Source organism: Pyxidicoccus caerfyrddinensis (assembly GCF_010894405.1).
GTDB classification, from domain to species: Bacteria; Myxococcota; Myxococcia; order Myxococcales; family Myxococcaceae; genus Myxococcus; species Myxococcus caerfyrddinensis.
The window spans coordinates 222774-241526 of the sequence record NZ_JAAIYA010000006.1; the positions used below are offsets into that span (position 1 = coordinate 222774).

Sequence of the window (18753 nt, forward strand, 5' to 3'; positions counted from 1 at the left end):
AGGAGCGCCCGGTCGCCCGGTGACTATCGCAGCGGTTGGCGCTCCAGCGCCCGTGCGAAGGCGTCCGTCCGCTGCCCCGCCACGCACACCGGCAGCCCCTCCAGCACGCCGCAGCGGGCACCCTGCTGGAGGAAGGCCCCGAGCGCCTCGGGCGCGACCACGTAGGCCGTGTCCGCGTCCACGCCCCCGGGGGGCAGCCGCGCCTGGCACTCCCGCGCCAGCTCCGGCGGCGTGCGTGACGCGTAGCCGCTGTTGAAGGTCAGTCCCAGTCGATAGGCCGTGTAGCCGAGCGCGTTCACCAGTGGCTCTTCATAGCGGCATACCCACTGGACGTGGGGCGGGAAGAGCGCGAGGTGCTGGTAGGCGCCGCGCAATTCCGCCCACTCGGGGGCCTGGAGGCGGCGGAAGCTGCCGGGCCGGTGCAGCGGGCTGCGCTCCGCGCGCCAGTCATACGCCTGCACCGCGACGGCCAGCACCAGCGCCGCCGTGCCCACCCAGGGCCGTGCCCGCCACAGCCGCAGCCACAGCAGCACCGCGCAGGCCACCAGCAGGTAGCTCAGCGGCCACACGAAGCGCCCCGACGAGCGGAACGCCGACGTCAGCCGCGAGAGCGGCGCGTACAGCGCGCCCAGGTCCGCCACCTGCCGCCCCGTCCACGTCACGCGCCAGGACAGCGCGTAGACGGCCATCAGCAGCACCGTCACCGCCACCGGCACGCCGCGGCGCCAGGGCACGCCGCGCAGCGCGGAGAAGCGGAACACGGTGGCGAGCAGGGACAGGGCGAGCAACAGCAGCGCGCCGGCCCCGAGGTAGCCGAAGCCCTCGCCCTGTCTCGGCGCCGCGTTCAGCGAGGGCAAGAGCTTCGACCAGCCCATGGGGTTGAACAGCGTGGCCAGGTCCGCGGAGAAGTCACCGAAGCCCTCCGCGCCCAGCCCGCTGCCGCCGAAGTAGCCGAAGAGGGCGAAGACGCCCACGTCCAGCACGAGGAAGCCCACCGCGGCCGCCACCGCCGCGCCCCACCCCAGCACCCGGCCGAGCGCGAGCCGCACCGCCAGCGCCACCGCGAGCGGCGCGAGCATGGCCACCAGGTACGGGTGCGTGCCCGCGCCCACGGCGTTGAACAGCGCGGCCAGGGCCAGGGCCTTCCTCGCGGCGTGGGCATCCGGCGTGTCGCGCAGGTGCAGCCACAGCATGGCCACCAGCAGCCAGTGCGCGCACAGCGTGGGGTGGCCGAAGCGCGCCGCCATGGGCGGGGCCAGGGCCAGCAGCGCGCCGCCCAGCACCTGGTGTACGGGGCGCGGCGACACCACCGCCACCAGCCGCGCGCCGAAGTACCCCATCAGCACGAAGCACAGCCCCAGCCACGCGCCGGTGTACTGGAAGTCCGCGGGCAGCAGGGCGCTGAAGGGCTTGAGCAGCACCGCCACCAGCGGGTTGCCGTCCGTGAGCGCCACGGAGGTGCCGTAGGGGTAGAGCTGGTTGGGCGAGGACGACAGCGGCAGGCCCCACGGGGCGTTGCGGTAGAAGAGCCAGCCGAAGATGTGGCCCGCCCAGTCCTCGCGCATCATCCAGTCGATGCGCGTGGGCGGCAGCACGTTGCCGCCGCCCAGCCACAGGAACCAGCCCAGCCCTGCGAGGGCGGCCACCCAGGGTGCCCAGCGGCTCGTGCGAGTGGGGACGGGTGAAGGCGGCGCGAGCGCCGGCGGGGAGGGCTCCATCAACGCCGGCGGACTCGGGTTCGGCATGGCGGCCTTGGCACGGACGGCACTGTAGGGCCGTGCTTCCGGCACGGGCAAGCGCCGTGCGGGCCTACGGGCCGCAGGCCGTGTCGGCGTTGCGCTCGATGGCGAACTCGGTGGCCGGGCCGGTGTAGACGCCCGTCGCGAGCGACGTGGCGAGGCACCCCGGGAGCTTCGGGTTGTCCGTGACGTTGAAGTGCCCGGACACCTGGACCAGCCCGTCCAGGTCCAGCCGGACGAGCTCGGGGTTCTCCTGTACGACCAGCCCATTCAGCTCGCGCAGGGCGCGCAGCTGCGTCAGGCTCGTCAGGGCGCCGTTGCGCACCACCCAGAGGTACCTCAGGCTCACCAGCTGGCTGAAGCCGGAGAGGTCCGTCAGCAGCGGGTTGTCGGCGAGGTTGAGCACGTTGCCCACGTTGCGGAGGCTGGGGGCGCCCGACACCTCCACCAGCTTCGGGTTGAAGGTGAGGGTGAGCATGGTGTCCACCGACTCCAGCAACGGCATCGGCCCCACCGTCTCCAGCCCGTAGTTCCCCTCCACGGACATGTAACCGGCGTGCTCGAGCCGGCTCAGCTCCAGCACGCGCAGGCTGCGGTTGCTGGCCACCTGGAGGCTGCCGACGACGCGCTCCAGCTTCGACAGCGCCGCAACGCTCTCCAGGGCGTCGTTGGCTTCGATGCGGAAGTGCCCACCGACGGTCTTCAGCTGCTCCAGCCCCGCGAGCGAGCTGAGCGTCCAGTTGTTGTAGATGCTCACATCGCCCTCCACCTTCTGGAGATTGCCGAAGGTCAGCAACGACTTCATGGCCGAGTTCTCCTGGAAGGTGAAGGAGCCGGACAGCTCCTGGACGTATGGCAGCGCCGGCCCGCCCGCGAGCCGCGTGTTCCGCGACACCTTGAGGTCCCGGCGCGGGGACACGGCCGACAGCCCGAACAGCGTCCCCAACTGGGCGTTGAGCTCCAGCTTCAGGTCGGTGCCAATCCGCAGCACGTGCTCCGGAATGGGACCGGGCGGGCCGAGGGTGAGCACGTCGAGACTGTCGTTGCTGGTGATGACAACGGCCTCGCTCACGGAGCGCAGGCCCATCAGCTCCACCCGGGTCAGTGCCGGGTTCCCGGAGATGCTCAGGGAACCCTCCACCGAGACGAGCCCGGGCAGCACCACCTGCGAGAGGTCCGTGCCGTTGATATCGAGCCCGCCCCGGATGTGGGAGATGGCCTGGAGCGCCGCGAGGTCCGCGGCGTCCCGCACCTGGTACGTCCCCTCGTAGGTGGCGGTGGGCTGGCACACGTACGCGGTGACGAGCACCTCGTTGGCAGACAGCTTCGCGTCCCCGGTCAGGTCCAGGCCGGCCCCCACCGAGGTGCCTCCCGTGGGGCACCGCGTGCCCGCGGGCTCGGGCCGCAGGAGCAGGAGCACCGCTTCGGGCGCCATGCACATGCGCACGGAGGTCCGCGCCTCCGCGTCGTCGAACACCCCATCCTCGTCCACGTCCACGCCCGCCTCGAGGAGCGCGCCGGTCTGCTCGCACCCGGGCGGGGGCTGCGCCAGCGCGAGTACCCGCGCGAGCACTGGCGCCGGCTCCATGCAGCCGTACACCTCGCGGGAAATCTCCACGTCGTCCAACAGCCCATTCCCGTCCACGTCTCGCCCGGCGTGGGAGACCTGGCCGCCATTCGGGCACTTCTCCCCGGGTGGCACCTGCCGCGTGCGCACCAGCACGTCCGGGATGGCCGTGGCGCAGACGTACTCGGTGGCCGTCACCTCGCCGTCGTCGAGCTGCCCGTCCGCGTCCGTGTCCGGACCGGTGCGCACCGCCCGCCCGCCGTGCTCGCAGTGGAGGCCTTCCGGCTCCTGCTGGCTGTACGCGAGCACCGTGGTGCAGGCGTACTCGGTGGCCGTCACCTCGCCGTCGTCGAGCACGCCGTCGTCGTCGAGGTCCAGGCCGGAGTGCACCGTCTGGCCGCCCTGCGGGCAGTGCGCGCCCGGAGGCTCCGGGGTGATGCGCGTGCGGGCCGCGTGCGAGGGGACGATTTCCCCCAGGTCGATGCCGTCACAGCCCGCCACCAGCGCGAGCACCACCAGCCATGTCGAGCGCATCGTCCAGGTCCTCCCCCAGGGCGCGCGGCCCTTCCCACCGTCAGTTGCCGCAGGTGGCCGTGTCGTCGTTGTGGGTGATGTGCCGCCGCGCCGGAGTGCCCGTGTAGACCCCTTCCGCGAGCGCGGTGACCAGGCACGTGGGCAGCTTCGCGTTGTCGGTGACGGTGAACTCCTGCGACACCGTCTGCAGCGCATCCAGGCCGAGCCGGGTCAGGTTCGCGTTCTCCGTCAGGTTCAGTTCCATCACCTCGCGCAGGTCCGCCAGGGCCCCCAGGCTCGTCAGCGCGGGGCTGCGCTGCACCGTCAGGACCTCCAGGCGCGTCGTCCGCGAGAGCGGCGACAGCTCGGTCAGCAGCGGGTTGTCGGCGAGCGTCAGCTGGGAGATGTACAGGAGGCCGCCCAGGTTGCGCAGGCCGAGCAGCTTCGGGTTCTCCCGGATGTCGAACTGGAAGTCGACGGACCGCAGGGCGGGCATGTCACCCACCCACTCCAGCTGGGGACTCAAGCGGACGACGAACCCCTGCATCTGTTTGAGCGCCCACATGCCCTCGGTGGTGCGCATCGAGTCGTTGGCGCCGAGGTTGAACCAGCCGGCGATGGTCTGCAGGGAGGACATCCCCGACAGGTCTTCGAGCAGGTCGTTGTCGATGACCGACAGGCCCGAGCCGATGAGGGCCAGGTTCGTCCCCGACAGGGACCGCAGGCCGCCATTGCCGCTGATATGCACGTTGCCGCCCACCTGCCGCAGGTTGGGGAAGGGAAGCGCGTGCAGCGAGGCGTTGTCCGAGACGACGAGGCCGCCCGGGAGCGACACGATGTTTTCGAAGCCCGGCTCCTGGAACTCGACGAAGTCCAGCGCGTCGTTGTCCTCCAGGGCCACCGCATGCGGGACCACGAAGTGCAGCCCGGCCATGCTCTTGAGCTGCGTGTTGGAGCGGAGGGTCAAGACCGTCTCCACCCACAGCCGCTCACCCCAGGCGCCGCCGAGTACCAGCGTCTCCAGCACCGGGTGCGAGGACACCTGCAGGTCGTAGTCCACGAAGCGCAGGCCCGGCAGCTCCAGGCGTGTCAGGAGGTTGTTGCCGTCGATGGTCACCCGCCCCTCCACCACCGACAGGCCCGGGAGGACCACCTCGGTCAGCGCGGTGCCCAGGATGGCGAGGTGGCCCTTGATGTGGGAGATGCCCTGGAGCGCCGCGAGGTCCGCCGCGGTTTTCACCGAGTAGTCCCCGAAGTACGTGTGCAGCGGCTGGCACACGAAGGTCTCCGAGGTGGCCTCCGCCTCGCCCAGCTCGCCGTCCTGATTCGCGTCCTCGCCCGCCTGCACCCGCGTGCCGCCGGCGGGGCACCGCGCGCCCACGGGCTCCGGGAGCAGCTTCACGACCACCCGGTCGACGTCCACGCAGAGGTCCACCCGGGCCCGGCTCTCCCCGTCGTCCAGCTCGCCATCCCGGTTCGAGTCCGGCCCAGCCTCCACCGACGTCATCGTGCCGACGCAGACGAAAGGCTGCGGCTCGAAGCCGCGCACGCGGGCGAGCACCGTCTCCGGCTGTGTGCAGCCGTACACCTCGCGCGTGACTTCGCCGTCCTCCAGCTCGCCGTTGCCGTTGGTGTCGTGCCCGGCGCGCGACAGCTGGCCGCCATGCGGGCACTTGTCCCCGGGCCGCACTTCCTGCGTGCGCACCAGTACGGCCGGGACGGCGGTGGCGCAGAGGTACTCGGTGGCCGTGACTTCGGCGTCGTCGAGCGCGCCGTCGGCGTCCACGTCCACGCCCGTCTGGACCGCCTGCCCGCCCAGAGGACAATGCGCCCCGGCAGGCTCCGCCGCCTGGCGCGTCAGCGCCGTGGCGCAGGCGTACTGGGTGCTCGTCACCTCGCCGAGGTCGAGCACGTCGTTGTCGTTCAGGTCCAGGCCGGACAGCACCGCGCTGCCGCCGTGCGCGCAGTGGACGCCGGGAGGCTCCGCGGCCACGCGGGTGCGCGCCGCGTGCTGCTTCACGACGTCGTCCAGCTGGATGCCGTTGCAGCCGGCCGCCAACGCGAGCACTGCCGTCCAGGTCCATCGCATCGGTGTTTCTCCTCGGCGCCCGGGGCAGCCGCTCAGTCGCAGGTGGCCGTGGAGTCGTTGCCGGCGATTTGCGGCGCGCCCCCGCCGCCCTTGTACGCAAGCGTCGCGAGCGCGGTGGCCAGGCACGTGGGCAGCTTCGGGTTGTCCACGATGGTGAAGAACATGTCCACGCGCTGCAGGCCGGTCAGGTCCAGCCGGGTGAGGTTGAGGTTGTCGACGAGCGTCAGCTGCTCCAGCGAGCGCAGGTGGCCCAGGTCGGCCAGGGTCGTCAGGCCGCTGCTGAACTCCACGCCCAGCACGCGCAATGACTCCAGTTGCTCCAGGCCCTTCAGGTGCGTCAGCAGCGGGTTGTGGCCGACGAACAGGGTGTCCAGGCTGCGAAACTTGAAGGTGCCCAGGGAGGTGAGCTTCGCGTTCTCACTGATGCTGAGGTGGCTCGCGAACCTCAGCATGGGGAACGCGGCCACCGTCTCCAGCAGGGGGTTGCGGGCCACGTGGAGCAACCCCACCGAGGACAGCGTCTCCATCCCCGCCGTGGAGAGCAGGCCGTCGTTCTCCACCACCGTCAGGCCGCCGGTGACGGACTCGAGGGCCGGCATGCCGCTCAGGTCGGTCAGCGCGGCGTTTCGGGAGATGTCGAGCCTGTCGCCGATGGTCATCAGCGAAGCGCACGTCAGGGTGGGCAGCACCTTGTTGGAGGTGATGGTGAAGCTGCCACCCACCCGCCACAGGCTGGCGAAGGGCAGGCTCATCAGCGCGTCGTTGTCGCCGACGAGGATGGAACCCTTGAGCTCATGGAGCTCATCGAAGGACCCCGACGTCACCATGGCGTCGTTGTCAGAGAGGGTGATGTTGCCACCGGGGACGATGCTCCTCAGCCCGAACAGCGTGGGGAGGCTGGCATTGCTCTCCACGTTCAGGTCGCCCGCAACCCAGAGCCGGCTGCCCGAGCCCATCTGGTTTCCGAGCTTGAGCGTCTCCAGCGCCGAGTTGTTGATGATGAGCAGGTCCTGCGCCACGAAGCGCAGGCCGGTCAGCTCCATGCGGGTCAGCGAGCCGTTGTCGGTGATGACGAGCTGGCCCTCCACGGACTGGAGACCGGGGAGCACCACCTCGTTGACGACAGAGCTGTTGATGCGGAGGGAGCCCCGGACGCGGCCGATGCCCTGGAGCGCCGCGACGTCCGCCGCGCTCTTCACCTCGAAGGTGCCGTCGAACGTGCGCGCGGGATGGCACACGGCCGTGCTGGCGCCCACCTCCTGGTCCTCGAACGTCCCGTCGCCGTCGTCGTCCGCGCCGACCTCCACGCGAATCCCCCCGGCGGCGCACGCGGCGCCGATGGGCTCCGGGCGCTGCCGGACGCGGAGCTGCGGGATCTCCGTACAGGCGATGACCGAGGCCCGGCGCTCGTCGTCGTCGAGCACGCCGTCGCGGTCCAGGTCCACGCCCGCCTCCACCAATGAGCCCTCGGGGAAGCAGGGTGACAGCCGCGAGGGAGCCTGGCTCGCGCGGGTGACGACGGTGTCCGGCTCCGTGCAGCCATACACCTCGCTCGAGACTTCGGCGTCCTCCAGCTCGCGGTTGTCGTTGGCGTCGTAGCCGGCGCGCGACACCTGTCCGCCCAGGGCGCACCGCTCCCCGGGAGGCACGGCCTGGGCGCGCATCAGCACGCGCGGAATGGCCGTGGCGCAGAGGTACTCGGTGACCGTGACTTCGGCGTCTTCGAGCGTGCCGTTGCCGTCCACGTCCAGGCCCGTCTCCACCGCCCGGCCGCCATTCAGGCAGTGCGTGCCCGCCGGCTCCTCGCGCGTGCGCGTCAGCGCGCTCGGGGGAGCGTCATCACAGTCGTACGTGGTGCTCTTCACCTCGTCGTCGGCCAGCACGCCGTCGTCGTCCAGGTCCAGGCCCGTGAGCACCGCGCTGCCGCCGTGCTCGCAGTGGGGGCCCGCTGGCTCCTCGGTGATGCGGGTGAGCGGAGCGTGCTGCCGCACGAGCCGCTCCAGGTCGATGCCGTCACAACCCGCCGACAGCGCGAGCACCACCATCCAGGTCCATCTCATGGCTACGCTTCTCATGGGCCGCCTCGCGCTGCCTTCAGCGCCTCAGCGCCAGCTCCAGACCGTAGGAGCGGTCCCAGTGGTCATCCCCGTCGAGCGTGACGCGGTCCGCGGACAGCGTGGCCGCCAGCCGCAGCCGCAGCCCCGCCACCGTCGCCGTCACGCCCGCGGCCGCGTGCGTGGTGAGCATCACCGGGTCGCCCATGCGCAGCGCGCCCTTCGTCACGCCCAGCATGCCCCAGCCGGCCCCGGCCTCCAGGAACAGCGGCGCGCGGTACAGCCCCTCGGTGCCCACCAGCCCCTGCACCGTGGCGCGGTGCAGGCGGAAGCCGTCGCGCGCCACCGGCGTCAGCGCGTAGGTGCCGCGCACGCCGTAGTAGAGGAAGGGCGCGAACTCGTTGCGCCAGCCCACGCTCGGGCCCAGGGCGAAGGTGCTCAACCCCAGCGGGGCCCGCAATGCCGTCAGGCCCAGGTCCCAGCCCGTGGTCTTCGGAGAGCGCAGCACCAGGTGCGGCAGCGAGCCCCCTTCCGCGGGCGGGAAGGCTCGGCCCAGGTCCACCGGCACCAGGCCGGCGGCGGCCACGTATTGCTCGTAGAAGCCCTTGTCCAGGGGCACGGCGAACAGGCCGCGCCGCAGCGCCTCCTCGGCGGGACCGCGCTCCTGCAGCTCGCGCGAGGACATGTTCACCACCCCGGTGGACAGCTCCGCCAGGGTGATGCGCGCCTCCGCGTTGGGGGTGCGCACCCAGTACACGTCGCGCTCGGGCAGCCGCAGCAGCACGTACTGGTCTTCCGCGCGCCGCACGTCCGCCAGGCGCCGACCGTCGGCGTCCTCCACGGAGATGCGCGAGTGCTCGAAGCCGGAGGGCAGGGTGAGGCTCGGGCCCTTCGGGGCCGGGCCCACCAGCGGGCGCCGGGGCTCGGCGAGGGGTGCGAAGGCGTGGATGGTGAGCCGCGCCGGCAGGCCCTTCACCGCCTGGAGTGACGCGGAGACGAAGGCGCCCAGCTCGCTGTACTCCACCCGCCCGTCGCCGTTGATGTCCGCCGCGCCCATGAGGCCGGAGCGCGCCACGTGGCTGAAGACGCCGGCGCGGATGCGGGACCACTCGTGCGTCTCGCCGTCGTCGCTCTCCGCGAAGAGGGCGCCCACGGTGGGCCGGGTGGCCAGTTGCTCGCGCGCGAGCATGCCGCGCAGCTCCGCCAGCACGGCCGCGTCGGTGCCGCCGCCGCGGCTGCCCACCACGCCCGAGGCGCGGCACGCATCCACGATGACGTGCACGTAGTCCGCGCCGAGCGGGTCCACCACGTCGGAGTAGAGGCTCGCCTTGTCCAGCCGCCCCCCCGCGAGGGTGAAGTAGGCGCGGCCGGCCTCGTCCGTGTTGCCGTGGCCCACGTAGATGACGAGCACGTCCGTCTGCCGGCCCAGCTCGTCGTCGGCCAGGCTGGCCGCGCGCAGCCTTGCCACTTCGCGCTTCACCTCGTCCGGCGTGGGCGGACGGGCCCCGGCCAGCACGGGCCGGCCGCCGGCACGCGTCGAGGCGTCCGCGTCCACCAGCAGCGTCGTCTCCACGCCCAGCCGCTGGAGCGTCTCCGCCCACAGCACGCCGTCGTCATCCGCGAAGCGCAAATCCGGCAGCGACGGGTCATCGCTGCCGTTGTGGGCGATGACCAGCGCGCGGCGCACCACCCCTTCCGCCGAGGCGCCGCGGGCGAACAGCAGCGCGACAGCCCCGAGGAGCAGTCCCAACTTTCTCATGGACCCTCCTCTACCTTGACCTCCTGCTTGAGCACCACGGACCCTTCGTGCTCCTCCCCACGGAGGGCCGCCAGGGCCGCGGTCGGGCGGTCCGCGAAGGCCGCGGCGACTTCCACCGCGCCGGCCTGCCTGGGCATGGGGACGGTCAGCTCCAGGGTGCCTTCCTTGCCGGGCGTGCCGGACAGGGAGAAGGGGCCCGCCACGACTTCGGCCTTCTTCGCGCCGCGCACCTGCACGGCCACGTGGGTGTAGGGCGCGTTGCCACCGGCGGCGAAGGCCAGCATGGCGCCTGCCCGGCAGCTGTCACCCGCGTGCAGCTCGCGGATGGGCTGGCCGGCTGTCGCGCAGAAGATGCGCAGCGCCACGCCCGGCGGAGGCGTGCCCTCGCCGCGCGAGGTGAACTCGTTCAGTCCCGTGGCGTGCGGAGTCAGCACCACCGCCAGGAAGACGGCGGCCAGCGCGCCGCCGAGCACCGCCAGCGAGGGCCAGCGCGACGGGGCCTCCTGGGGTTCCGCCGCGGCCAGGGCCGCAGCGAGTCCGGCGTCACCCAGCGCCTGAAGCTCCACGGAGGAGGGCTGGTCCACGTCGCCCTCGAGGGCGCGGTGGGCCTGGGCCCAGCGCTCGTACCGGGGACCGCAGCGTGTGCAGCCATGAGCGTGGCGCAGCAGGCGGGCGGACTCGTGGGAGGACAGCGCTCCCAGCGACCAGCGCGTCAGACTGGCGTCGATGTGTCTCTCGTACCACCTCATGAGGGCATGCTCCCTATCGCGCACAAGGCGAGCGAGGCCAGGAGGACTCCCAGCTCCATCCGCCCGGGCTCGGCCGATGCTTCCAGCCAGCCCGAGGCCTTCAGATGCTCCGTGAACTGCGTCCGCAGCCGCTTCTCCCGCACCCGGACCTCTCCCCGGGTGAGCTGGAGCTGCTCGGCGGCGGATTCCTGCGACAGCCCTTCCACGAAGCGCAATTGCGCCAGCGCGCGCCCCTCTTCCGACAGCGCCTCCAGGAAGCGGCGCACCAGTGTGCGCACCTCGGTGCCCAGCGCCTCCTCCTCCGGGCTGCGGCTCTCGGTGGGCAGGTGGCTCAATTCCGGAGCGTCGTCCATGGGGACGGCCTCGCGTGCCACGCGCCCCGACGCCCGCATCAGGTCGATGGCCGTCGAGCGTGCCACCGTCAGCAGGAAGCCGAGGTAGGGGCGCACCCCGTCGTAGGCCTGCCGCATGTTGGGGCGGAAGGCGCGCACGAAGGTCTCCTGGTGGGCCGCGTCCAGGTCCAGCGCGGACAGGGCCACCGTCCGCGTCCCCGCCTCCCCGCCCACCGCGAACTTGCGCGACAGGTAGCGCAGCACCTCCGGCGAGTACGACCGATAGACCTGGGTGAGCACGGCCGCGTCCCCCCGGCGGAACGCGTCCAAGACGGACCTGTCGTTTCCTGGCAGCACGGATTCTCCGTCCCAGCCGAGCCGGCGCGGGCTCCGTGCCCGCGCCGTCCGTCACCCTCACGAAAAGGGATACGGAGCGTGCTCATAATCTGGGTCGTGCCAGGAACGACGAGCGGCCGATTCCTTGACCCGGAAGGCCGAATTCGTTGCGCGGACGCGGTTGTCAGGGCTCAAACGACCCGGCGAGGACTTCCGTACGTGCGGAAGCAGGGCCTGCGCCGGCGGGGGGCCTTACTTCTGCACGTGCAGAAGCAGGGCCTGTTCCGGCCGGGGGCTTCACTTCCGCACGTGCGGAAGCAGGGGTGCCTCACTTCTGCACGTGCAGAAGCAGGGCCTGCGCCGGCGGGGGCTCACTTCTGCACGTGCAGAAGCAGGGCCTGCGCCGGCGGGGGCTCACTTCTGCACGTGCAGAAGCAGGGCCTGTTCCGGCCGGGGGGCTTCACTTCCGCACGTGCGGAAGCAGGGGGTGCCTCACTTCTGCACGTGCAGAAGCAGGGCCTGCGCCGGCGGGGGGCTCACTTCTGCACGTGCAGAAGTGAGGCCTCATCCGAGCGGCCCGCCGGTCCTCTACCGCCGCGCCGGTGGTAGGTGCCCCTCGGGCTGGGGCTGCTGTCCGGGCAGCGGCCACCCCGGAAATGTCGTCGCCCACGCCGTGTGCACCCGGGCGAGCAGGCCGTCGCGGACGCCATCCTCCAGCCCCTGCGCCCGGGCCGGGGTGGTCTCCCACCAGCCGGCGTTGAAGAGGACCACGGCCGGACAGGCGCGGAGCACCTCCTGGAGCCGGGCGTCGGACGCCCCCGCGCGCTCGTGCAGGGCGCGGAGCTGCGACGCCAGCGGCCCCAGCGGCGAGTCCACGCCCCGGTAGGCCGGGCCATACCAGGCCTCGGTGAAGCGCACCGGGCCCACCAGGTGGGCATTGAAGTCCGCCAGCTCCTCCGCCGGCACCCACAGCTCCTGGTGTCCCCGGCTGCCCACCGTGCGCACGGGGAAGCGGGCGGCGTACGCCGCGTCCACGTCGAAGGCGGTGACGAAGCCCACGTGCCCCGAGCCCGCGTCCGGCGCGTTCCAGTCGCGGGCAATCTGCCGCGCGTAGGCCGCGTTCATGACGGGGTAGAAGATGGGCTGGTCCGGCAGCCGGGGCGGGAAGCCCGAGCAGTCGCTGGCCAGGACGAGCTCCGCCTCCTTCAGCCCCACCGGGCGGTACAGCGTGAGCGTCTCCACCATGGCGACCCCCCTCCTTTATATACGGGGTGGGCCCGGCCACTCTGAAAGGTGTCGCTGACGCCGGGCTGGCCCGGGCGGACGGGGGCAGAGCGCGCCCCCTGACCGCCGCGCCGCCCTAGAACGCCGTCCCGTTGGCGCGCTTGCCGGGCGAGGCGGTGAGACTGGCGTTCAGGGCGCTGTGCTGCACCCAGGTGCCGCTGCTGCTGGCATCCGGGCTCCGGTTGTAGGAGACGCCCTGGTAGGTGTCACGGTAGCTGGAGCTGTCCTGCACGGTGCCGTTCGGCAGGACGAGGTACACCACGTCTCCGCTGCTGCCCACGTTGACGCCCCGGTTGAAGCGCAGCCCGTCACCGCCGCTCGCATAGGCGACGTTGCTCGTGCCCGAGGGCACCGCGGAGGCGCCTCCGTAGACGACGTACGCCTTGCCCGGCTGCAGCACCGTACCGGCGGGGAAGACGTGCCGGGTGGGCTCCGCGCCGCTGTACGACTTGTCGTCGTGAAGCTTCCAGCCGCTGATGTCCACCGCCGTGCTGCCGGTGTTGAGCAGCTCCACGAACATCTGGTCGTAGTCCGGGGTGCTCGTCCCAGGCACGTTGTTCGGGATGGGCAGGTACTCGTTGATGAAGACCTGCTGCGCGGCGTGGTTCAGCACGAAGGTGTTGTCGCTGACGTCGAACACGGTGGCATCCCCCGTGTCGCTCACCCGCACACGGCCACCGCCGGACGCATCCGCGGGCACCGTCCACGTGTAGCTCCCGGAGGCGGCGGACACGGACGCGGCCAGGTCGCGCCAGGTGCCCCCATTGTCCACCGAGTACTGAAGCTTCACCGTGTCCACGCCGCTCGCCGTCCAGGTGATGGCGTACTGGGTGCCGGCCAGGAGCGTCTCCCCGCCGTTGGGCGCGGTGACCTTCAGCAGGCGCCCGCCCTGCCCGAAGTCGTAGCGGCTGATCACCGGGTAGTGGTCGGACGTGGACGCGCTGTAGTTGGAGATGAGCGGCTGCAGCACCCGGGTGGAGTTGGCGACGTAGTTGGCGGCCAGCTCGTTGGTGACGAGCTGATGGTCGATGAACGTGCTGCGGCCCACCGTGCTGCCCACGTTGGCCAGCGACAGGGCCTGGGTGACGAAGGTGTAGCGCTGCGTGTCGTTGACGAAGTTGCGGAAGGGGGTGTCGTACTTCTGCTGGGTGTCCGGGTCCGTGGTCGTGGACTTGTCCACGTCGTCATTCCAGTCACCCACCACCATGGCCCGCTGCGTGGGCAGCGAGGTGTCCAGGTAGCCCTTGAGCCACCCGGCCGAGGCCAGGCGCCGCGCGTACTCCTCCGCGCCCGCGAGCGCCTTCAGGTGCACGACGAGGGCGGTGACGTCCACGGTGGAGCTGCCCCGGGTGACGCGCAGGTCCACCCGCAGCGGGGGCCGCCCGGCGAAGTCGAAGTCCTTGTCCGTCAGGACGACCTCCGCCCGCAGCACCCGCACCACGTCCGACTTGAAGAGCACGCCGAGCTTCTGCTCGCTGGCCGTATAGGAGCCCGAGCCGGCGGATACGCGCGTGCTGTCGTCCGAGAGGAAGCCGTCGTACCCGGGCAGCCGCTTCTTCAGCTCGTTGAACTGCGCCGTGCTGACGATTTCGCCCACGCCCCAGAAGTCCACGCCCGCATCGGCGAGCACGGCCTGGACATTGGCCAGCTGCAGCGGGTCGTCCGTCGGACCGTAGGTGGCGTCGCCGAACCACTCGATGTTCCAGTTGCCCACCGACAGCGGGAAGTTCGACGGCAGCGGGCCGCCGTCGGTCTGCTCTCCCGGCGCGAGCACCGGCAGCCCGCGCCGCGCCTCGGACGTCGCCCCGCTGGCGTCCTGCACGCGCAAGGTGAAGGAGTAGGAGCCGCTGCCCAGGGGAACGCCGCTGACCACGCCTTCCGGGCTGAGCGACAGGCCCGACGGCAGCTGTCCGTCCGCCACGGACCAGCGCAGCGGCGGCCGGCCGCCCGCGCAGACGAAGGTGTACTCGTAGCTGCTGCCCACGACTCCGTTCGGCGCGGTGTCCTCGCCCAGATAGGGCGCTGGCCACACCTTCAGCGCCCAGGTGCGGGTGTCCTCGCTACCGGCCGCGTCCCGGACGTTCATGGTGAGGGTGAACTCGCCGGACTCGGTGGCCGGGCCCGTCAGCTTCGCCTCGGACGAAGAGAAGGCGAAGCCCGGCGGCACCTGGCCCCCCACAATCGTATAGGTCAGCGGCTGCGCGCCCCCGGTGGCAGGGAGTGCGGCCTCGTAGGGGGCGCCCACCGTGGTGGGGGACAGCTCGATGGCGGGAAGCCGTGGACCGTCCGTCGGGTCTCCACGGCCCTCGGAACAGGCGCACAGCAGGACGAGGACGGCGAGCGTCCCAGCCAATCGGGCAGACGACATGTCAGCGGGCTCCGGGGTGGGCTCCGGGCAGGGGACCCGAAACGCACCCGACACTCTAGCGCCACCTCGCTCCCGCTTGCACGAGGCGCGTGACACCTGCCCGCGCCCCACTGCCCGCACGGAGGCAATCGGCGCCGCCCTCGTGCGTGATTCCAGAAAGCCCGGGAAGGTTTTGCGCCCCCAACGGGCGTGGAGTGCCATGATTCACAGGGGGGCCCCGCTGCCCCACGGAGGACACAGCAATGGCCGAGAAGTGGGACAAGCAGCTGATGGACTTCCTCAAGCGCACCGGTGACGAGCTCAAGCGCACCACCGATGACCTGCGCGGCGAGGCCCAGCGCCTCCTCAAGGAGGTGAAGGACCCGCAGAACCAGACCAAGGTGAAGGAGGGGCTGGAGCAACTGCGCACCTGGGCTGCCACCACCAGCAAGGCGGCGACGGAGAAGATTGAGGGCGCCGTGCGCCAGGTCGAGGGCGCCGTGGAGCGCGCCTTCAAGCCCGAGGAGGGCGGGCCCCAGGCCCCGGCCTCGAAGGCCAGCCCGGCCTCTGGTGCTGCTTCCGCCGCGCCCGCCGCGGCTCCGAAGTCGGAAGGCCGCGCCGCGAAGAAGGCCGCCCCCAAGTCCATCGGCCGCAAGAAGGCCGCCGCAAAGAGCGCGGCCAAGGGCGCGGCCAAGGGCACCACCGCCAGGAAGGGTGCTTCGACTTCCAAGAAGACGATTGGTCGGTCGAAGAAGCCCACCGCAGGAGCGTGAAGTTCCGCTGCGTGTGAAGCCAGCCCGCTCGGACCCCGGGGCTGGGTTCTGCCAGTCGTTTCCCTGAGTTGGAACGGCCCCGGGCGCGTGACATAGTGCGCGCCGTGGCCGGCTCGAACGAGAAGGGCAGCATCCAGACGGACATCGGGCAGGACGTCATCGACGCGGCGGTCCGCAGCGTCGAACGTCACATGGACGATGATGACGAGGTGACGGTCATCGAGATGGAGGCCCCCGGGGCCCCCTCCGAGGACGTCGCCGAGGCCCCTCCTGCCGAGGAGAGCGCCCCCGCCGCGGCGGCGACGCCCGAGGAGGTGGCCGCCCTGCGCCAGGAGGTGGAGTCCCTCAAGGCGCAGCTCGAGTTCAGCCAGGCCAAGGGCCGCGAAACCATGGAGCGCCTGCGCGAGACGCACGAGCGCACCAAGGACGCGCAGGAGCGCACCCTGCGCGCCGCCGCCGACCTGGAGAACTACCGCAAGCGCGCGCAGAAGGAGAAGGAGGAGGTCCAGCGCTTCGGCTCGGAGAAGCTGCTCAAGGACCTGCTCCCCGTCCTGGACAACCTGGACCGCGCGCTCGACGCGGCGGCGAAGTCCCCGGACATCGACAGCTTCCAGAAGGGCGTGGCCATGACGCGCAAGTCCTTCGAGGACGCGCTCGGCCGCCACGGCGTGAAGGCCTTCAGCGCGAAGGGTCAGCCGTTCGACCCGCGCATGCACGAGGCGATTCAGCAGGTGGAGACGGCGGACGTGCCCGCGGGCCACGTGGCCCACGAGGTGGTGCGCGGCTTCTTCCTGAATGAGCGCCTGGTGCGTCCGGCCATGGTCGTCGTCGCGCGCCCGCCCGCGCCCGTCGCCGAGCCTGCTGCCGCGCCCGCCGCAGTCGAGTCCAAGGAGGCCTCACCGGCCTCCGCGTCCGCAGCCGAGGGGACCACCGTGCCCCCGCAGCCCGAAGATTCTTCCGGGGGGAGTCAGTAACCGTCATGGGCAAGGTGATTGGAATCGACCTTGGGACGACCAACTCGTGCGTCTCCGTCATGGAGGGCGGCGAGCCGGTGGTCATCCCCAACAGTGAAGGCAGCCGCACCACGCCTTCCATGGTGGGCTTCACCGACTCTGGCGAGCGCCTCGTGGGGCAGATTGCCAAGCGGCAGGCCATCACCAACCCGGAGAACACCGTCTTCGCGGTGAAGCGCCTCATCGGCCGAAAGTTCGACTCGCCCGAGGCGAAGAAGGCCATCAGCGTCAGCTCCTTCCGGGTGGCGCCCAGCCCCAACGGCGACGCGTGGGTGGAGATTCGCCAGAAGGGCTACAGCCCGCCGGAAATCTCCGCCATCGTCCTGATGAAGATGAAGCAGACGGCGGAGGACTACCTCGGCGAGCCCGTCACCGAGGCCGTGATTACCGCTCCGGCCTACTTCAACGACAGCCAGCGCCAGGCCACCAAGGACGCGGGCCGCATCGCCGGCCTCAACGTCCTGCGCATCATCAACGAGCCCACAGCGGCGGCCCTGGCCTACGGCCTGGACAAGGTGAAGGACGGCGGCACCGAGCGCATCGCCGTCTACGACCTCGGCGGCGGCACGTTCGATATCTCCATCCTGGAGCTCAACGCCGGCGTGTTCGAGGTGAAGAGCACCAACGGCGACACGTTCCTCGGCGGCGAGGACTTCGACCAGCGCCTCATCGACTACCTCGCCAAGCGCTTCGCCGAGCAGAACAACGGCCTGGACCTGCGCAGGGACCGCATGGCCCTGCAGCGCCTCAAGGAGGCCGCCGAGCGCGCCAAGCACGAGCTGTCCAGCGCGCCGGAGACGGAGGTCAACCTTCCCTTCATCACCGCCGACGCCAGCGGCCCCAAGCACCTCACCGAGACGGTGGACCGCACCACCTTCGAGGCGCTGGTGGCGGACCTCATCGACCGCACGATTGAGCCGTGCCGCATTGCCCTGAAGGACGCGGGCGTGCCGGCGCAGCAGATCAACCAGGTGCTGCTGGTGGGCGGCATGACGCGCATGCCGCGCGTGCAGCAGAAGGTGAAGGAGTTCTTCGGCAAGGAGCCGCACAAGGGCATCAACCCGGATGAAGTCGTCGCCGTGGGCGCGGCCATCCAGGGCGGCGTGCTCAAGGGCGAGGTGAAGGACGTCCTCCTCTTGGACGTGACGCCCCTGTCGCTGGGCGTCGAGACGGCGGGCGGCGTCTTCACGAAAATCATCGACAAGAACACCACCATCCCCTGCAAGAAGAGCCAGGTGTTCTCCACCGCGGTGGACAACCAGCCGCTGGTGAGCGTGCACGTGCTCCAGGGCGAGCGCGAGATGGCGGCGGACAACAAGACGCTGGCCCGCTTCGAGCTCGTCGGCATCCCCCCCGCGCCGCGCGGCGTGCCGCAGATTGAAGTCTCCTTCGACATCGACGCGAACGGCATCGTCCACGTCAGCGCCAAGGACCTCGGCACCGGCAAGGTCCAGCAGGTGCGCGTGGTGAGCAACTCCGGCCTGTCCGAGGCGGAAATCCAGGGGATGATTACCGACGCCCAGTCGCACGCGGCGGACGACAAGAAGAAGAAGGAGCTGGCGGAGCTGCGCAACAACGCGGACGGGCTCATCTACACGACGGAGAAGAGCCTGGAGGAGTACGCCAGCCTCCTGTCGGAGAAGGACCGCGACGAAATCAAGGCGGACCTGGAGCGGCTCAAGGGCCTGCTCAACACCTCCGACGCGGTTGCGCTGAAGGACGCCTTCCAGCGACTGGAGGGCAGCGCCTACCGCATCGCCGACGCCATCTACACGGGTCAGGCGAGCTGAAGCCGGCGCCTCCACCGGGCGCGCGCAATCGTTCGCGCGCCCGGTCGTAGACCGCGGTACCCCCGCGGTCCGCCCGAGGCAGCCTCCATGGAAAATATCGCCGAAGCCGTCACCACCGTCCTCATCGTGACCATGGTGGTGGGAGTCCCCATGCTGGGGCTCACCATCCGCTTCTCCCTCAAGCCCCTGGTGGAGGCCTTCATCCGCCTGCGCGAGGCGCAGCTGGGCGTCACCGACACCACGCTGCTGCGTGAGCGCATTTCCTACCTGGAGCGCGTGCTGGAGGCGCATGGCCTCATGGACGAGCGCAACCTGCTGCCGCCGCGTCAGGGCGCGCCCGAGCGTCTGCCCTCCGGCGTTTCCCTGAAGGACCGCGAGCGGGTGTAGTCCCGGGTTACCCGTCTTCCA

At 71.1% G+C, this 18753-nt stretch carries 13 protein-coding genes; 4 read left to right on the plus strand and 9 right to left on the minus strand.

The genetic code is table 11. The annotated features are described in order from the left end of the window. Positions 1-23: 23 nt before the first annotated feature. The 9 genes from G4D86_RS16300 to G4D86_RS52915 all read right to left on the minus strand — a co-directional run bounded on the left by G4D86_RS16300 (position 24) and on the right by G4D86_RS52915 (position 14790). The gene (locus G4D86_RS16300; RefSeq protein ID WP_240360283.1) at positions 24-1646 is read right to left on the minus strand and encodes a DUF6311 domain-containing protein; all 1623 of its coding nucleotides are present in this window, start codon (positions 1644-1646) and stop codon (positions 24-26) included. A 163-nt stretch (positions 1647-1809) separates the two neighbouring features. Then, positions 1810-3840 (minus strand): DUF7151 family protein, encoded by a 2031-nt coding sequence (locus G4D86_RS16305; RefSeq protein ID WP_163994660.1) that lies wholly within the window; start codon positions 3838-3840, stop codon positions 1810-1812. Positions 3841-3880: 40 nt separating this feature from the next. Further along, positions 3881-5908 carry a DUF7151 family protein gene (locus tag G4D86_RS16310; protein ID WP_163994663.1) on the minus strand — a complete coding sequence of 676 codons (2028 nt, stop codon included), beginning with the start codon at positions 5906-5908 and terminating at the stop codon, positions 3881-3883. A 32-nt stretch (positions 5909-5940) separates the two neighbouring features. Beyond that, positions 5941-7968, minus strand: a complete 2028-nt coding sequence (locus G4D86_RS16315; RefSeq protein ID WP_163994666.1) for a leucine-rich repeat domain-containing protein — start codon at positions 7966-7968, stop codon at positions 5941-5943. A 34-nt stretch (positions 7969-8002) separates the two neighbouring features. After that, entirely contained in the window at positions 8003-9721 is a 1719-nt protein-coding gene (locus G4D86_RS16320; RefSeq protein WP_163994669.1) for a caspase family protein, read from the minus strand. Next, complete coding sequence (locus tag G4D86_RS16325) at positions 9718-10470, minus strand: hypothetical protein (protein WP_205519595.1); 753 nt, start codon at positions 10468-10470, stop codon at positions 9718-9720. Before G4D86_RS16325 ends, G4D86_RS16320 begins: the two co-directional genes overlap by 4 nt. Then, a complete protein-coding gene (locus tag G4D86_RS16330; protein ID WP_240360284.1) occupies positions 10467-11132 on the minus strand; it encodes an RNA polymerase sigma factor in 666 nt (221 codons plus the stop codon). The genes G4D86_RS16325 and G4D86_RS16330 overlap by 4 nt, the downstream gene beginning before the upstream one ends. Before the next feature lie 594 nt (positions 11133-11726). Then, complete coding sequence (locus tag G4D86_RS52125; RefSeq protein WP_205519596.1) at positions 11727-12383, minus strand: hypothetical protein; 657 nt, start codon at positions 12381-12383, stop codon at positions 11727-11729. Positions 12384-12498: 115 nt separating this feature from the next. Then, complete coding sequence (locus tag G4D86_RS52915) at positions 12499-14790, minus strand: lamin tail domain-containing protein (RefSeq protein WP_240360285.1); 2292 nt, start codon at positions 14788-14790, stop codon at positions 12499-12501. A gap of 242 nt (positions 14791-15032) precedes the next feature. On the opposite strand from G4D86_RS52915, the gene G4D86_RS16345 reads away from it, so the two are divergent. The 4 genes from G4D86_RS16345 to G4D86_RS16360 all read left to right on the plus strand — a co-directional run bounded on the left by G4D86_RS16345 (position 15033) and on the right by G4D86_RS16360 (position 18732). Then, on the plus strand, positions 15033-15542 hold the full coding sequence (locus G4D86_RS16345) for a transcriptional regulator (RefSeq protein ID WP_163994678.1): 510 nt from the start codon (positions 15033-15035) through the stop codon (positions 15540-15542). Between the two features lie 95 nt (positions 15543-15637). Beyond that, a complete protein-coding gene (gene grpE / locus G4D86_RS16350) occupies positions 15638-16516 on the plus strand; it encodes a nucleotide exchange factor GrpE (protein ID WP_163994680.1) in 879 nt (292 codons plus the stop codon). A 5-nt stretch (positions 16517-16521) separates the two neighbouring features. Further along, positions 16522-18345, plus strand: coding sequence for a molecular chaperone DnaK (dnaK, locus tag G4D86_RS16355; protein WP_163994682.1), 1824 nt, complete (start codon positions 16522-16524; stop codon positions 18343-18345). Between the two features lie 87 nt (positions 18346-18432). Then, positions 18433-18732, plus strand: coding sequence for a hypothetical protein (locus tag G4D86_RS16360; RefSeq protein ID WP_163994684.1), 300 nt, complete (start codon positions 18433-18435; stop codon positions 18730-18732). Positions 18733-18753: the final 21 nt, after the last annotated feature.